The sequence below is a fragment of the Pseudomonas sp. MF6747 genome (assembly GCF_963890955.1).
Classification (GTDB): domain Bacteria; phylum Pseudomonadota; class Gammaproteobacteria; order Pseudomonadales; family Pseudomonadaceae; genus Aquipseudomonas.
Map to the genome: position 1 here is coordinate 198,069 of NZ_CAWPSZ010000023.1, position 15,683 is coordinate 213,751.

At 59.3% G+C, this 15,683-nt stretch carries 12 protein-coding genes; 1 reads left to right on the forward strand and 11 read right to left on the reverse strand.

What is annotated here, in order from left to right:
• Window positions 1-664: 664 nt before the first annotated feature.
• The 11 genes from AACW30_RS19835 to mtnA form a co-directional block, all read right to left on the reverse strand.
• Entirely contained in the window at window positions 665-910 is a 246-nt protein-coding gene (locus AACW30_RS19835; protein WP_106576868.1) for a lipopolysaccharide assembly protein LapA domain-containing protein, read from the reverse strand.
• A 24-nt stretch (window positions 911-934) separates the two neighbouring features.
• Window positions 935-1,231 carry an integration host factor subunit beta gene (ihfB, locus tag AACW30_RS19840; protein WP_003218804.1) on the reverse strand — a complete coding sequence of 99 codons (297 nt, stop codon included), beginning with the start codon at window positions 1,229-1,231 and terminating at the stop codon, window positions 935-937.
• 132 nt (window positions 1,232-1,363) lie between these two features.
• Window positions 1,364-1,648 (reverse strand): hypothetical protein, encoded by a 285-nt coding sequence (locus AACW30_RS19845; protein WP_200623150.1) that lies wholly within the window; start codon window positions 1,646-1,648, stop codon window positions 1,364-1,366.
• A 163-nt stretch (window positions 1,649-1,811) separates the two neighbouring features.
• Window positions 1,812-3,506 carry a 30S ribosomal protein S1 gene (gene rpsA / locus AACW30_RS19850; protein ID WP_064451489.1) on the reverse strand — a complete coding sequence of 565 codons (1,695 nt, stop codon included), beginning with the start codon at window positions 3,504-3,506 and terminating at the stop codon, window positions 1,812-1,814.
• A 119-nt stretch (window positions 3,507-3,625) separates the two neighbouring features.
• On the reverse strand, window positions 3,626-4,315 hold the full coding sequence (gene cmk, locus AACW30_RS19855; RefSeq protein ID WP_016971485.1) for a (d)CMP kinase: 690 nt from the start codon (window positions 4,313-4,315) through the stop codon (window positions 3,626-3,628).
• A complete protein-coding gene (locus AACW30_RS19860) occupies window positions 4,312-6,522 on the reverse strand; it encodes a bifunctional prephenate dehydrogenase/3-phosphoshikimate 1-carboxyvinyltransferase (protein ID WP_234452488.1) in 2,211 nt (736 codons plus the stop codon). The genes cmk and AACW30_RS19860 overlap by 4 nt, the downstream gene beginning before the upstream one ends.
• Window positions 6,523-6,550: 28 nt before the next feature.
• Window positions 6,551-7,663 (reverse strand): histidinol-phosphate transaminase, encoded by a 1,113-nt coding sequence (gene hisC / locus AACW30_RS19865; protein ID WP_119739277.1) that lies wholly within the window; start codon window positions 7,661-7,663, stop codon window positions 6,551-6,553.
• 9 nt (window positions 7,664-7,672) lie between these two features.
• Entirely contained in the window at window positions 7,673-8,767 is a 1,095-nt protein-coding gene (gene pheA / locus AACW30_RS19870) for a prephenate dehydratase (protein ID WP_003172650.1), read from the reverse strand.
• Window positions 8,767-9,852 carry a 3-phosphoserine/phosphohydroxythreonine transaminase gene (gene serC / locus AACW30_RS19875; RefSeq protein ID WP_169368523.1) on the reverse strand — a complete coding sequence of 362 codons (1,086 nt, stop codon included), beginning with the start codon at window positions 9,850-9,852 and terminating at the stop codon, window positions 8,767-8,769. The genes pheA and serC overlap by 1 nt, the downstream gene beginning before the upstream one ends.
• A gap of 231 nt (window positions 9,853-10,083) precedes the next feature.
• Window positions 10,084-12,741, reverse strand: coding sequence for a DNA gyrase subunit A (gyrA, locus tag AACW30_RS19880; RefSeq protein WP_106576873.1), 2,658 nt, complete (start codon window positions 12,739-12,741; stop codon window positions 10,084-10,086).
• Between the two features lie 425 nt (window positions 12,742-13,166).
• Window positions 13,167-14,237: an S-methyl-5-thioribose-1-phosphate isomerase gene (gene mtnA / locus AACW30_RS19885; protein ID WP_200623152.1), complete on the reverse strand. Its 1,071-nt coding sequence runs from the start codon at window positions 14,235-14,237 to the stop codon at window positions 13,167-13,169.
• Between the two features lie 109 nt (window positions 14,238-14,346).
• On the opposite strand from mtnA, the gene AACW30_RS19890 reads away from it, so the two are divergent.
• Window positions 14,347-15,678, forward strand: coding sequence for a TRZ/ATZ family hydrolase (locus AACW30_RS19890; protein ID WP_200623154.1), 1,332 nt, complete (start codon window positions 14,347-14,349; stop codon window positions 15,676-15,678).
• Window positions 15,679-15,683: the final 5 nt, after the last annotated feature.

Consider the following 15,683-nt stretch of genomic DNA (forward strand, 5'->3'; position numbering starts at 1 on the left):
TTACTGAGTCGTCGCACTAGCGTTTGCTGATTTGTTCGCTGCTCGATTCAAAGCGGAGGGTTAATCGTTCCAGAGCAATAATCCCTACTTGCGTTGTATTGGAGGGTAATCACAAGGAATACGGGCGACCGCGGACGCTGCCATCCGAGACACTAATGACAGAAATTTGCTTTGAGGTAAAACGAGTTGAAGCTGCGCAGAGGGCAGTTTTGCAAGATGGGTATACAAAAATTTTCAATTTTACACGTTGTTAATCTATCTACGAACCTGGCGCTGCAACCAAATAGGGCGCATTACGCGCTATCTTTCAGCAGCATTTTCCCGCTTAGCCTGAATCTAAAATCTAACACCTAACACCTAACACCTAACACCTAACACCTAACACCTAACACCTAACACCTAACACCTAACACCTAACACCTAACCTGTCAGACATACGTGTAGTACATATCCGAGCACTCAGAGTGCGGCACCTGAATACTCAAACAAGAAACATTGGAACGGCTAACCTCTGGATATCCAACTGCGGCGCTAAATACGCGCTGGCCAACCCTATTACATCCAGACGCCGCCATCAGTCACCTTCCAGTCGAAGGCCTACGCGCTAGAGCTTTAGCTGTTAAACAACGGCCTCACCGCACGTCTTGGGTATCAGGATAGACTGTTAACCACGCGCTGCCGAGATCGACCTGTGGCGCCGGCTACGCGCCAACCCAACGCCTAGCAGTGGACCAATCAACATCCCGATGATTAACGCGACTACTACAAATACCGACACTGGCATCTGTACAGTCGTCCAGCCCAGGAATGAAAGGGCCACGCTCTGCTGGTTTTCCAGCACAAAGCCTAAAATCACTAGCGCAACAATCAACGCTACCAGCACAAAAACAACGCGCTTTGCTCCACGCATAAATTTCTCCTACCCCAAAAAGACTCAGACGCCTTCTTCTTCGTCTTCGTTCACCCGGTCCCGCAATTCCTTTCCTGGCTTGAAGTGAGGCACAAACTTGCCATCAAGGCTGACTGACTGCCCGGTTTTTGGGTTACGGCCGACGCGCGGTGCGCGGTAATGCAAGGAGAAGCTGCCAAAACCACGGATCTCAATCCGATCCCCAGTAGCCAAACATTGGGACATTTGCTCAAGCATAGTCTTGATAGCCAGCTCTACATCCTTGGATGAAAGCAGCCCTTGATGGGTGACAATTCGTTCGATCAACTCCGACTTCGTCATATTTTTCCCTTCTTTTTCAAGCAGCTAGGAAAAGCGCTTCAAAGGTTTTAGCATGACTTGATGAATTTGAACAGCCCACTCGACAACTTATCTGCTGCATAGGCAGACACCCGCAACATGCGCCTTTGAGCCTCAATTACAGATCACCAGCATAGTGCGAGTTACAGCGCCGGCGGGATTCCAGCCGAACAGGTAGTCGCCCTCTTCGTCCTTAGCATCGCTAGATCGGGTGATGACCCTATAGCCTTGCATCTTGCACTCGCGGGCAGCGCGCTTCTCGCACTTGCTCCAATTGCCACCAAGGCCCGAACAGTCGACCTCGATACCGCTGACACCACGCTTGACATGAGTTTTGGCGCTGGTGGTAGAGCAGCCGGCAAGCATGACTACGGCGAAGATTAAAATAAACTTGTTCATCCAAATCCTTATTGAAACAACATCACTGACAACCGTGCTTTTAATAAAACTATAGCCAGTTCTGACACTATGCAGCGCACCTTGGTTCTCAGTATTGATTCAACGAATTTCAGGCACAAAAAAGGGCGACCGAAGTCGCCCTTTTTCTATGGTCTGACAGAACTTAGTTCTGTTTTTCCATCTGTGCACGCAGCAGGTCGCCCAGAGTGGTAGGACCAGCAGAAGGCTCAGAAGAGGCTGGCTTGTCGCGCAGGCTCTGAATGGCTTCTTTCTCTTCGATCTCGTCTTTCGACTTGATGGAGAGCTGGATTACGCGGCTCTTGCGGTCAACGCTGATGATCTTGGCTTCTACTTCCTGGCCTTCTTTCAGAACGTTACGTGCGTCTTCAACGCGGTCACGGCTGATTTCGGAGGCTTTCAGAGTCGCTTCGATATCGTCGGCCAGAGTGATGATGGCGCCTTTAGCGTCAACTTCTTTCACAGTGCCTTTAACGATTGCGCCTTTATCGTTCTCTTGAACGTACTCGGAGAACGGATCGCTTTCCAGTTGCTTGATACCCAGGGAGATGCGCTCGCGCTCTGGGTCAACCGACAGGATAACGGTGTCCAGCTCGTCGCCCTTCTTGAAACGACGAACAGCTTCTTCGCCAACTTCGTTCCAGGAGATGTCGGACAGGTGAACCAGGCCGTCGATGCCGCCGTCCAGACCAATGAAGATACCGAAATCGGTGATCGACTTGATGGTGCCGGAGATTTTATCGCCCTTGTTGAACTGGCCAGAGAAATCTTCCCATGGGTTAGATTTGCACTGCTTGATGCCCAGGGAGATACGACGACGCTCTTCGTCGATGTCCAGAACCATAACTTCCACTTCGTCGCCGACTTGCACGACTTTCGAAGGGTGGATGTTTTTGTTGGTCCAGTCCATTTCGGAAACGTGTACCAGGCCTTCCACGCCTTCTTCCAGCTCTGCGAAGCAGCCGTAGTCGGTCAGGTTGGTAACACGCGCGGTTACGCGGGTGCTTTCTGGGTAACGAGCTTTGATAGCAACCCATGGATCTTCGCCCAGCTGCTTCAAGCCCAGGGAAACGCGGTTACGCTCACGATCGTACTTCAGAACCTTGACATCGATCTCGTCGCCAACGTTGACGATTTCGGAAGGATGCTTGATACGCTTCCAAGCCATGTCGGTAATGTGCAGCAGGCCATCGACGCCACCCAGATCGACGAATGCGCCGTAATCGGTGAGGTTCTTGACGATACCTTTGACTTGTTGGCCTTCCTGCAGGGATTCCAGCAGAGCTTCACGCTCGGCGGAGTTCTCTGCTTCCAGGACGCTGCGACGGGAAACGACAACGTTGTTGCGCTTCTGGTCGAGTTTGATGACCTTGAATTCGAGTTCTTTGCCTTCCAGGTGCGTGGTGTCGCGCACTGGACGAACGTCGACCAAAGAACCTGGCAGGAACGCACGGATGCCGTTAACGTCGACAGTGAAGCCGCCTTTAACCTTACCGTTGATAACGCCCTTGACCACTTCTTCAGCTGCGAAGGCTGCTTCGAGAACAATCCAGCATTCAGCGCGCTTGGCTTTTTCACGGGACAGCTTGGTTTCACCGAAACCGTCTTCAACCGAGTCCAGAGCAACGTGAACTTCGTCACCGACATTGATAGTCAGGTCACCAGCATCGTTGTAGAACTGTTCCAGCGGGATCAGAGCTTCAGACTTCAGACCAGCGTGAACGGTTACCCAGCGAGCTTGGTAATCGATATCAACGATAACACCGGTGATGATGGAGCCTGCCTGAAGGTTCAGGGTTTTTAGGCTTTCTTCAAAGAGTTCCGCAAAGCTTTCGCTCATTTTAATTCCTGTTGATAAGGGCGAAGAATACGCCCATCTCCACACCCCAGACGGTGTGGGTCAGTTTCAATTAAAAGAAGCACCGCAGGACTATGACTGGTCCCCTGCAGCCTTCTTGGTCACCCGGCGATATCGCGAATGGCGATTTCACTCAAGATGCGTTCCAGCACCTGCTCGATGGATAACTCCGTGGAATCCAGCTGTATGGCGTCAGCCGCCGGCTTGAGCGGGGCTACCGCACGCTGGGTATCACGCTCATCGCGTGCACGGATCTCATCTAGCAGACTCGACAGACTAACACCATCGACTTTGCCCTTCAACTGCAAGTAACGGCGGCGCGCCCGCTCTTCGGCGCTGGCGGTCAGGAAAATCTTCAACGGCGCATCTGGAAACACCACGGTACCCATGTCGCGACCATCCGCGACCAGGCCCGGCGGCTCCTGAAACGCCCGCTGGCGCTGCAGCAGCGCGTCTCGCACGGCCGGCAGCGCGGCAACCTGGGAGGCCCAGGAGCCAACTTGTTCGTTACGCAGATCATCGGTCACATCATCCCCTTCGAGGATGATGCGTTGCGGATGACCTTCCGTCGCGCCGACGAACTGCACATCAAGATGCGCCGCCAGCAGCTTCAGGGATTCTTCGTTGGTCAGGTCGACGCCGTGGTTACGCGCGGCAAAGGCCAGCAAACGGTACAGCGCGCCGGAATCCAGCAGGCACCAGCCCAGGCGCTTGGCCAGAATGCCGGCAATCGTGCCTTTGCCCGAGCCGCTTGGCCCGTCGATGGTAATCACCGGTGCTTTGATATTCACAATTGAGCCTCTTGGGCAACACGAATGCCGACATGGGCACACAGTGTAAGAAAGTTCGGAAAAGATGTAGCCACATTGGCACAGTCACGGATACGAATCGGCGCTGTCGCCCGCAGCGACGCCACACTGAAGGCCATGGCAATCCGGTGATCGCCATGGGAATGCACCTCGCCGCCGCCTATCAGGCCACCGTCAATGATAATCCCATCAGGTGTCGGTTCACACTTCACGCCCAATGCCAGCAGACCGTCGGCCATTACCTGGATACGGTCGGATTCCTTCACGCGCAACTCTGCAGCGCCGCGCAACACGGTACGGCCCTGAGCACAGGCCGCCGCGATGAACAACACCGGAAACTCATCAATCGCCAGCGGCACCAACGCCTCAGGAATCTCGATGCCGTTCAGCGCAGCAGCACGCACGCGCAGATCGGCGACCGGCTCACCGCCGACCTCACGCAGGTTTTCCAGCGTGATGTCCGCGCCCATCAGCCGCAGGATATCGATCACGCCGGTCCGTGTCGGATTGATCCCCACATGCTCCAGCAACAGCTCGGAGCCTTCGGCAATCGACGCCGCGACCAGAAAGAATGCCGAAGAAGAAATGTCCCCCGGCACCTCAATATGCGTGGCAGTCAACGCATGGCCCGACTCAACCGACACCGTAGCGCCCTGCACCTGCACCGGATAACCGAAGCCGCGCAGCATGCGCTCGGTGTGGTCACGGGTCGGCGCAGGCTCGGTCACCGACGTTTTGCCCTCGGCATACAAGCCTGCCAGCAACAGGCAGGATTTGACCTGTGCACTGGCCATTGGCAGCGTATAGGTCAGACCTTTTAATGCCTGACCTCCACGAATAGTCAACGGCGGACGCCCTTCCGGCCCGGTTTCAATCACCGCGCCCATTTCGCGCAGTGGCTTGGCCACGCGGCTCATCGGGCGCTTGGACAGCGAGGCATCGCCGGTCAACACACTGTCAAAGCGCTGCGCCGCCAGCAAGCCGGACAACAGCCGCATCGATGTTCCGGAGTTGCCCAGGTAGATCGGCCCCGGCGCCGGTTTCAAGCCATGCAGGCCAACACCATGGATGATCACGCGCCCATGGTGTGGCCCCTCAATCACCACGCCCATGTCGCGAAACGCCTGCAAGGTCGCCAGGGCATCTTCGCCCTCAAGGAAACCCTCAACCTCGGTCACGCCATCGGCCAATGAGCCGAGCATGATCGAGCGATGAGAGATCGACTTGTCGCCCGGCACCCGAATCTGTCCGCTCAAGCGACCACCCGGGCTGGCGAGGAAGGTCTGCTCATCGGCGTTCACAGCAGTTTCCATATAGGCCCGGCGCGCCAGAATTTTGCTGAAATGTTCACGCGCCACCCGCGCACGGGTAAACACGCCCAATAATTGATGGCCATCCCCGGCATCGACCGCGTCGCGCAAGGCGTCGAGGTCGCTGCGGAAGGTGTCCAGGGTGCGCAACACCGCCTCGCGATTGGCAAGGAAGATGTCATGCCACATCACCGGATCACTGCCGGCGATACGCGTGAAATCGCGGAAACCACCCGCGGCGTAGCGGAAAATATCGAGATTTTCGTTACGTTTAGCCAGCGAGTCCACCAGACCAAAAGCCAGCAGATGCGGCAAATGACTGGTCGCCGCCAGCACCTCGTCGTGACGCTCGACCTGCATGTGCTCGACATCAGCACCCAGCTCGCGCCATAAGCGATCGACCACAGCCAAGGCTGCCGGGTCGGTTTGCTCAAGCGGCGTCAGGATCACTTTATGACGACGGAACAACTGCGCATTGGACGCCTCGACACCACTCTGCTCGGAACCGGCAATCGGGTGGCCCGGTACAAACCGCGCCGGCATGCCGCCAAACGCCCGTTGCGCCGCGCGCACCACATTGCCTTTGGCACTGCCGACATCCGTGAGAATCGCCTGCCCCAAGTCCATGCCGGCCAGCAAGGCCAGCAGCTTCTCCATCGCCAGAATCGGCACCGCGAGCTGGATCACGTCCGCCCCCTGGCAAGCCAGCGCCAGGTCTGCTTCACAGCGATCCACCACGCCCAACTCAACCGCCAACTTGCGCGATTGCGGGTCCAGGTCCACCCCGACCACTTCGCCACACAGCCCGCTTTCGCGCAGGCCTTTGGCAAACGAGCCGCCGATCAATCCCAGACCCACCACCACCAGGCGACCGATCATAGGCACAGCAGGTTGCAATGCAGTGACATCAACCACGAGCCAGAACCTTGGCCAATGCCTCCAGGAAGCGGCTGTTTTCCGCCGGCAAACCGATGGTGATACGCAGGTGGTTCGGCATGCCGTAGTTGGCCACCGGACGCACGATCACGCCTTCGCGCAGCAGCCCCTGGAATACCGGGGCGGCGACTTGAGCGAGGTCGACGCAAATGAAGTTGCCCTTGGACGGAATCCAGCCCAAGCCCAACTCACGAAAACCTTCCTGCAGTTGCAGCATGCCGCTTTCGTTGATGCGACGACCTTCTTCCAGGTACTCGGCATCTTTCACCGCCGCACACGCCGCCGCCAGGGCGAGGCTGTTGACGTTGAACGGCTGGCGCACGCGGTTCAGCACATCAGCCACCACCGCCGTCGACAAGCCGTAGCCAACCCGCAACGACGCCAGGCCGTAAGCCTTGGAGAAGGTGCGCGACACCAGCAGGTTCGGGTATGCCGCGAGAAAATCCAGGCCATCCGGCAGGTCGCTGCCTTCGGCGTACTCGATGTAGGCCTCGTCCAGCACCACCAGCACATGTTCCGGCACGTCCTGCAGGAAGTCGTTCAGCGCTTGCGCATCGAACCAGGTGCCGGTCGGGTTATTCGGGTTGGCGATAAACACAACGCGGGTCTGGGCGTCGATGGCCGCCAGCATGGCCGGCAGGTCGTGACCCCAGTCCTTGGCCGGAATAACCCGCGCGTCGGCGCCGACTGCCTGAGTGACGATCGGGTAGACGGCGAACGCGTGCTCGCTGAACACGGCATTCAGGCCAGGCGCCAGGTAGGCACGGCCGACCAATTCAAGGATGTCGTTGGAGCCGTTACCCAGGGTCACCTGGTTCAACTCGACCCGGCAGTTTTCCGCCAGCAGGGACTTGAGGGCAAAGCCATTACCGTCCGGGTAGCGGGTCAGCTCGGCCAACTCCTCACGAATCGCCGCCAGCACCTTGGGGCTCGGGCCCAGCGGGTTTTCGTTGCTGGCCAGCTTGACGATCTTCGACGGGTCCAGGTTCAACTCACGCGCCAGCTCGTCCACGGGCTTGCCGGGAACGTAAGGCGACAGTTGTTGCACGCCCGGCTGAGCCAGGGCGAGGAAGTTGCCACTCATGTTAAAGCCTCACAAAACCGCTTTCGGGTAAGAGCCCAGCACCTTGAGTGCCACGGCTTCCTGACTGATTTTCTCCAGCACACCTTTAACCAATGGGTCGCGGTGATGGCCGATGAAGTCGATAAAGAACACATAAGTCCATTTACCGCTGCGCGAAGGGCGTGTCTCGATTCGCGTCAGGTCAATCCCGTTGTCGTGGAACGGCACTAGCAGCTCATGCAGCGCACCGGGCTTGTTGCTCATGGAGACAATGATAGAGGTCTTGTCGTCGCCGGTCGGCGGCACTTCCTGGCTGCCAATCATCAAGAAACGCGTGGAGTTGTCCGGGCGGTCCTCGATCTTCTCGGCCAGGCGCGTCAGGCCATACAGGCCTGCAGCCATGTCACCGGCAATCGCGGCCGAATTCCACTCGCCCTTGACCCGCTTTGCCGCTTCGGCGTTGCTGGACACCGCCACGCGCTCGACATTCGGGTAATGCGCGTCCAGCCACTTGCGGCACTGGGCCAGTGACTGGGCGTGGGAATAGATGCGGCTGATGCTGTCGGTCTTGGTGTTCTCGCCCACCAACAAGTGGTGGTGAATACGCAGCTCGACCTCTCCGCAGATCACCATGTCGTGCTCAAGGAAGCTGTCCAGCGTGTGGTTGACCGCGCCTTCGGTGGAGTTTTCCACGGGCACCACGCCAAAGTTCACCGCACCGGCCGCCACTTCACGGAACACTTCGTCAATCGCTGCCATCGGCTTGCTGATCACCGCGTGGCCGAAATGCTTCATGGCCGCCGCTTGCGTGAAAGTGCCTTCCGGGCCGAGGTACGCGACTTTCAACGGCTGCTCGAGGGCCAGGCACGAGGACATGATTTCACGGAACAACCGCGCCATTTCTTCGTTGCCCAACGGCCCCTTGTTGCGCTCCATCACGCGCTTGAGCACCTGGGCTTCGCGCTCAGGCCGGTAGAAAACCGGCACTTCGCCTTCAGCCAGGGATGCCATTTTTACCCGTGCCACTTCCTGGGCACACCGCGCGCGCTCACTGATCAGCTCCAGGACTTTCTCGTCCAGGCTGTCAATGCGTACACGCAGGGCCTTGAGTTCTTGCTCAGACATTAGCCGTGTTCCTTTTCGAACTCTGCCATGTAGGCAACCAGCGCGTTGATCGCGTTGATGTCGACAGCGTTATAGATAGAGGCGCGCATGCCACCGACCGAACGGTGGCCCTTGAGGTTCAGCAGGCCACGTGCGTCGGCACCGGCCAGGAACGGCTTGTCCAGGCGGTCATCAGCCAAGCGGAACGGCACGTTCATCCACGAGCGGTCAGTGAGGTTGATTGGGTTGCTGTACAGGCCGCTGGCGTCAATGAAGTCGTACAGGGTGCGCTTCTTCTCTTCGTTGAGCTTGCCCATGGCGGCGACACCGCCCTGCTCTTTGAGCCACTCGAACACCAGGCCCGAGAGGTACCAGGCAAATGCCGGCGGCGTGTTGTACATCGAGCCGTTGTCAGCCGCGACCTTGTAGTTGAGCATGGTCGGGCACACCGAACGGGCGCGACCCAGCAAGTCTTCACGGATGATGTTGACCAGGATGCCGCTCGGGCCGATGTTCTTCTGCGCCCCGGCGTAGATCATGCCGTACTTGGACACATCGATCGGGCGCGAGAGGATGTCCGAGGACATGTCGCACACCAACGGCACATCGCCCACTTCCGGCACCCAGTCGAACTCCAGGCCGCCGATGGTTTCGTTGGCGACGTAGTGAACGTAGGCCGCATCCGCAGACAGCTTCCACTCGTTCTGACCCGGAATGGCGAAGTAATCGTAAGGCTTGGCGGTGCCTGCGACATTGACGTGGCCGTAACGCGAGGCCTCTTCAATGGCCTTCTGGCCCCAGATACCGGTGTCGATATAGTCGGCCGTGCCGTCTTCGGGCAGCAGGTTCAGCGGCAGTTGAGCAAACTGCTGGCTCGCGCCGCCTTGCAGGAACAGCACTTTGTAGTTTGAGGGGATGTCCAGCAAGTCGCGCAGATCCTGCTCGGCCTTAGTGGCAATGGACACGAACTCATCGCTGCGATGGCTCATTTCCATCACGGAGAGGCCTTTTCCATGCCAGTCGAGGAGTTCACCCTGCGCACGCTGCAGGACTGCTTCAGGAAGCGCCGCGGGGCCGGCACAGAAGTTATAGGCTCTCTTGCTCACATCCAATCTCACTCTGATCTGGTGGTAGTCACACAAACATATCAGCCGACACCCAATCCAATATGGGAGCGGGCTTGCTCGCGAAAGCGATCCAACAGGCGACATCTCTGGTGAATGTCAGTCCGCTTTCGCGAGCAAGCCCGCTCCCACACTCGATCTCCACAGCTGTCGATATTTCCGTTCGGACAAACAACAAGGGGGCGAATCTTCATCCGCCCCCTGTGTGTCCGCTTATTCCTGCGGTTCTTCTTCGTCTGCGGCAGCATCGAGGGTTGGCTCGTCGACGTTGTCATCGCCAGCTGCGATCACCTCGCCGTCGAATTCCTCACCTTCTTCCAGCTCTTCGCCTTCAACTTCCGACGGTTCCTGCACACGCTCCAGGCCGACCAGTTTTTCATCCTTGGCCAGCTTGATCAGGGTCACACCCTGGGTGTTACGGCCCAGGCTCGACACCTCGGCCACACGGGTACGCACCAGGGTGCCCTGGTCGGAAATCAGCATGATTTCCTCGCCATCGAGCACCTGGACCGCGCCGACCAGACGGCCGTTGCGATCGTTGCTGACCATGGCGATAACGCCCTGGCCGCCACGCTTGTACTCCGGGAACTCGGTGATCGCGGTGCGCTTGCCATAACCACGCGCCGAAGCGGTGAGGATCTGGCTGCCTTCTTCCGGAATCAGCATCGAAATCAGCTTCTGCCCTTCTGGCAGACGCATGCCGCGCACACCGCGGGCGGTACGGCCCATGGCACGCACGTCGGATTCCTTGAAGCGCGTTACTTTGCCGCCGTCAGAGAACAGCATGACTTCACGCTCGCCGTCGGTGATGGCAGCGGAGATCAGCACGTCGCCTTCGTCCAGTTCCAGGGCGATCAGGCCCACGCTGCGCTGACGGCTGAAGGATTCCAGCGGGGTCTTCTTCACGGTGCCTTTGGCGGTGGCCATGAAGATGAAGTGACCTTCGGTGTACTCATCGACCGGCAGCATGGTGGTGATGTATTCGTCACTGTCCAGCGGCAGCAGGTTGACCAACGGGCGACCACGGGCGGCACGCGAGGCTTCCGGGATTTCGTAGGTTTTCAGCCAGTACACTTTGCCTTTGCTGGAGAACAGCAGCAGCGTGGTGTGGCTGTTGGCGACCAGCAGGTGAGCAATGTAGTCCTCATCCTTCACGCCGGTAGCCGATTTGCCTTTACCGCCACGACGCTGGGCCTGGTACGCAGCCAACGGCTGGGTCTTGGCATAGCCACCGTGGGAGATGGTCACCACGCGCTCTTCTTCCGGGATCATGTCACCCAGGGTCAGGTCGAGACGGGCGTCAAGGATTTCGGTGCGACGCACATCGCCGTATTCGGCGCGGATCACTTCCAGTTCTTCGCGGATCACTTCCATCAGGCGCACGGCGCTGCTGAGGATGCGGATCAACTCGCCGATCTGGTTGAGAATTTCCTGGTACTCGGCCAGCAGCTTCTCGTGCTCCAGACCGGTCAGGCGGTGCAGGCGCAGTTCCAGAATGGCCTGGGCCTGTTCCGGCGACAGGAAATACTTGCCGTCACGCAGACCGTATTGCGGGTCGAGGGTCTCAGGGCGGCACGAGTCGGCGCCGGCGCGCTCAACCATCGCCACAACGGCGCTGGATTCCCACGGCATCTTGATCAGCGCTTCTTTGGCTTCCGACGGCGTCGGCGAAGCCTTGATCAGGGCGATGACCGGGTCGATGTTCGACAGGGCAACGGCCTGGCCTTCGAGGATGTGACCACGTTCGCGCGCTTTACGCAGTTCGAACACGGTACGGCGGGTAACCACTTCGCGGCGGTGACGCACGAAGGCTTCCAGCAGATCCTTGAGGTTCAGGATGCGCGGACGGCCGTCGATCAGTGCAACCACGTTGATACCAAACACGCTTTGCAGCTGGGTCTGGGCGTAGAGGTTGTTGAGGATCACCTCAGGCACTTCGCCACGACGCAGCTCGATCACCACGCGCATACCGTCTTTGTCGGACTCGTCGCGCAGCTCGGTGATGCCTTCCAGCTTCTTCTCTTTAACCAGCTCGGCGATCTTTTCGATCAGACGCGCCTTGTTCAACTGGTAAGGCAGCTCGGTGATGACGATCTGCTGACGGCCGCCGACCTTGTCGATGTCTTCGATGATCGAGCGGGCGCGCATGTAAATGCGGCCGCGACCGGTGCGGTAGGCTTCGATGATGCCGGCGCGACCGTTGATGATCGCGGCGGTCGGGAAGTCCGGACCGGGGATGTATTGCATCAGCTCATCGACGGTCAGCTCGGGGTTGTCGATAAGTGCCAGGCAACCGTCGATGACTTCACCGAGGTTGTGTGGCGGGATGTTGGTCGCCATGCCCACGGCGATACCGCTGGAGCCGTTGACCAGCAGATTGGGGATCTTGGTCGGCATGACGGCCGGGATCATTTCGGTGCCGTCGTAGTTCGGCACCCAGTCCACGGTTTCTTTGTGCAGGTCGGCCAGCAGCTCGTGCGCCAGCTTGGTCATGCGCACTTCGGTGTATCGCATGGCCGCAGCGTTGTCGCCGTCGACCGAACCGAAGTTGCCCTGGCCGTCTACCAGCAGGTAGCGCAGGGAAAACGGCTGCGCCATCCGAACGATGGTGTCGTACACCGCAGTGTCGCCGTGAGGGTGATACTTACCGATCACGTCACCGACAACACGGGCAGATTTCTTGTACGGCTTGTTCCAGTCGTTACCCAGCTCGCTCATCGCGAACAGCACACGCCGGTGCACGGGCTTCAAGCCATCGCGCGCATCAGGCAGTGCCCGCCCGACAATTACGCTCATCGCGTAGTCGAGGTAGGACTGTTTCAGCTCGTCTTCGATATTGACCGGGAGGATTTCTTTGGCCAGTTCGCCCATGAGAAGCCTGATTCCTTTTTCGGGTGAAACCTCGTCACATCCTATGGGACGAACGAAGCTCGCCGCTGCCGGCAGAGTGCCTGACAACGACTTACGACAAATCAACGAGTTATGACACGGATCTGCACGTTATGGGCAGCCCCTTGAGGCAGCCCTGGAAACCGCCGGATGTTATCACAATCGCCGCCACGCACCTATCCCCCAGATGCGCATGGAGCATAGTTAGTTGACGGATGACGGGCCTGAGGGCGACGAGAGGGGCTCAGAGGTGGGGTGGTGCTGTTTTTTGAGGGCAGATCCAAGGGTTTTATTGACTTATAAGGCCAATCGGGGGCAAGCGCCCTCCCACACTCGAAGTGTGAACACAGTCAAAATGTGGGAGGGGGCTTGCCCCCGATAGCAGCCTGACAGTCACCACCCCCCCCTCAATGCAGGCGCTTACGGCACATCAACTTGGCCAGCTTGGCGGTGTCCGGGCGCTCGACGATGCCTTTTTCGGTCACGATCACATCAATCAGATCAGCCGGGGTGACGTCGAACACGGGATTCAAAGCTGCCACATCCAACCGTTGCCCCATGACGTCCAGCAACTCACCGGGATCACGCTCCTCCAGGGCGACGTCTTCGCCCGTGGCCATCATCAAATCGAGTGTCGAGCTGGGCGCCACCACCATAAAGCGCACGCCATGGTGCATCGCGCACACGGCCAACTGATACGTGCCGATCGTGCCGACCACATCACCGTTGGCGGCAATGCAGTCGGCGCCGACGACCACCCAGGTCACGCCCTTGGTTTTGAGGATATGCGCGCCAGCCGAGTCAGCATTCACCGTGACCGCAATACCCTCGCCTGCCAGCTCCCACGCCGTCAGCCGCGAACCCTGCAGCCAGGGGCGCGTCTCGTTGACATAGACATGCTCGACCAACCCTTCCAGAAACGCGGCGCGTATCACCCCCAAGGCCGTGCCGACCCCGCCTGTGGCCAGTGCGCCGGCATTGCCGTGGGTCAGGATCGCCTGGGCGTTGCCCTGGTGCTTGCGAATCCGCTCGAGGCCCAACTGGGCCATGACCACATTGGCCTCTCGATCACTTTCATGGATCGCAATCGCTTCCGCTTCCAGCGCCGCCAGCGGGTCGGCGTGCTTCTTGATGCGGTCCAGGCGATCGCGCATGCGCTTCAAGGCCCAGAACAGGTTCGCGGCTGTCGGACGGCTATCAGCCAAGAGTGCGTAGTCTTCTTCCCACGCGGCCTGCCAGTCGCCGCCTTCAGCGATGCGTTCACGCGCGGCGAGCACCAGGCCATAGGCGGCGCTGATACCAATGGCCGGCGCGCCGCGCACCACCATCGTGCGTATGGCATCGGCCACTTCAACCACAGTGGTGCAGGCAACCCAGGACTCCCGAGACGGCAAGGCACGCTGATCGAGCAGGTGCAGCGCGCCATCACGCCATTCGATGGCCTTCACTTTCTCCGCTGCTAACAGTCGGTCGCGCATCCCTTACCCCGCACTCATGAACAAAAGCCGCCGATTATAGCGATCCGCCAGCCAGGACGCTCGGGTATACTTCGCCCTTCTTTTATAGCTGCCCGGGAAGAAGCCTGCGATGACCTCCACTGCCGCCCCGCTCGACTTATTGCTGCTGCCGACTTGGCTGGTACCTGTCGAACCTGCCGGCGTGGTGCTCAAGGAACATGGCCTGGGCATCCGCGATGGTCGCATCGCCTTTATCGGGCCACGGGCCGCGGCATTGAAGCTGGCCGCCACCGAGGTGCGCGAGCTGCCGGGCATGCTGCTCAGCCCGGGCTTGATCAACGCCCACGGCCATGCGGCGATGAGCCTGTTTCGCGGGCTGGCCGACGATCTGCCGCTGATGACCTGGCTGGAAAAACACATCTGGCCCGCCGAAGCCAAGTGGGTCGATGAAGCCTTCGTGCGCGACGGCACCGACCTGGCCATCGCCGAGCAGCTCAAGGGCGGCATCACCTGCTTCTGCGACATGTATTTCTACCCCAAGGTCGCCAGCGACTGCGTGCACAACAGCGGCATGCGCGCGCAGATCGCGATTCCGATCCTCGACTTCCCGATTCCCGGCGCCAGCACGGCCGACGAGGCGATTCGCCAGGGCGTCGAGCTGTTTGGCGACCTCAAGCATCATCCGCGCATCCGGATCACCTTCGGTCCCCACGCGCCGTACACCGTGTGCGATGAAAACCTGGAAAAAATCCGGATAATTGCCGAAGAGCTGGACGCCTCGATCCACATGCACGTGCACGAAACCGCCTTCGAAGTGCAGCAAGCCGTCGAGCTGACCGGCGAACGCCCGCTGGCGCGCCTGGGCCGCCTCGGCCTGCTCGGTCCGCGCTTCCAGGCCGTTCATATGACCCAAATCAGCGAGGACGACCTGGCTTTGCTGGTAGAAAGCAACACCAGCGTCATCCATTGCCCGGAATCGAACCTGAAACTGGCCAGCGGCTTTTGCCCGGTGGAGCGTCTGTGGCAGGCTGGCGTCAACGTGGCGATCGGCACGGACGGCGCCGCCAGCAACAATGACCTCGACCTGCTGGGCGAAACCCGCACCGCCGCCATGCTGGCCAAAGCCGTCGCCGGTTCGGCCACGGCTCTGGACGCCCACCGCGCCCTGCGCATGGCCACGCTCAACGGCGCGCGCGCCATGGGCCTGGAAAGCGAGATTGGCTCGCTGGAGGTCGGCAAGGCTGCCGACATCGTGGCCTTTGATCTTTCGGGGCTGGCGCAACAACCGATCTATGATCCGGTCTCACAGCTTATCTATGCCACCGGACGCGATTGCGTGAAACACCTTTGGGTCGCCGGCAAGCAGTTGCTCGACGACCGGCAATTGACCCGCATGGATGAACAACAGTTGACCGCCACGGCCATTGCCTGGGGCCAACGCATCAGCGGGCACAGCGAATAACGCAG

Coding starts and splice junctions, on each gene's coding strand:
- AACW30_RS19835 (WP_106576868.1), bottom strand. CDS start 910: ATGCGTGGAGCAAAGCGCGTTGTTTTTGTGCTGGTAGCGTTGATTGTT.
- ihfB (WP_003218804.1), bottom strand. CDS start 1,231: ATGACGAAGTCGGAGTTGATCGAACGAATTGTCACCCATCAAGGGCTG.
- AACW30_RS19845 (WP_200623150.1), bottom strand. CDS start 1,648: ATGAACAAGTTTATTTTAATCTTCGCCGTAGTCATGCTTGCCGGCTGC.
- rpsA (WP_064451489.1), bottom strand. CDS start 3,506: ATGAGCGAAAGCTTTGCGGAACTCTTTGAAGAAAGCCTAAAAACCCTG.
- AACW30_RS19860 (WP_234452488.1), bottom strand. CDS start 6,522: ATGATCGGTCGCCTGGTGGTGGTGGGTCTGGGATTGATCGGCGGCTCG.
- hisC (WP_119739277.1), bottom strand. CDS start 7,663: ATGAGTGGCAACTTCCTCGCCCTGGCTCAGCCGGGCGTGCAACAACTG.
- pheA (WP_003172650.1), bottom strand. CDS start 8,767: ATGTCTGAGCAAGAACTCAAGGCCCTGCGTGTACGCATTGACAGCCTG.
- gyrA (WP_106576873.1), bottom strand. CDS start 12,741: ATGGGCGAACTGGCCAAAGAAATCCTCCCGGTCAATATCGAAGACGAG.
- mtnA (WP_200623152.1), bottom strand. CDS start 14,237: ATGCGCGACCGACTGTTAGCAGCGGAGAAAGTGAAGGCCATCGAATGG.
- AACW30_RS19890 (WP_200623154.1), top strand. CDS start 14,347: ATGACCTCCACTGCCGCCCCGCTCGACTTATTGCTGCTGCCGACTTGG.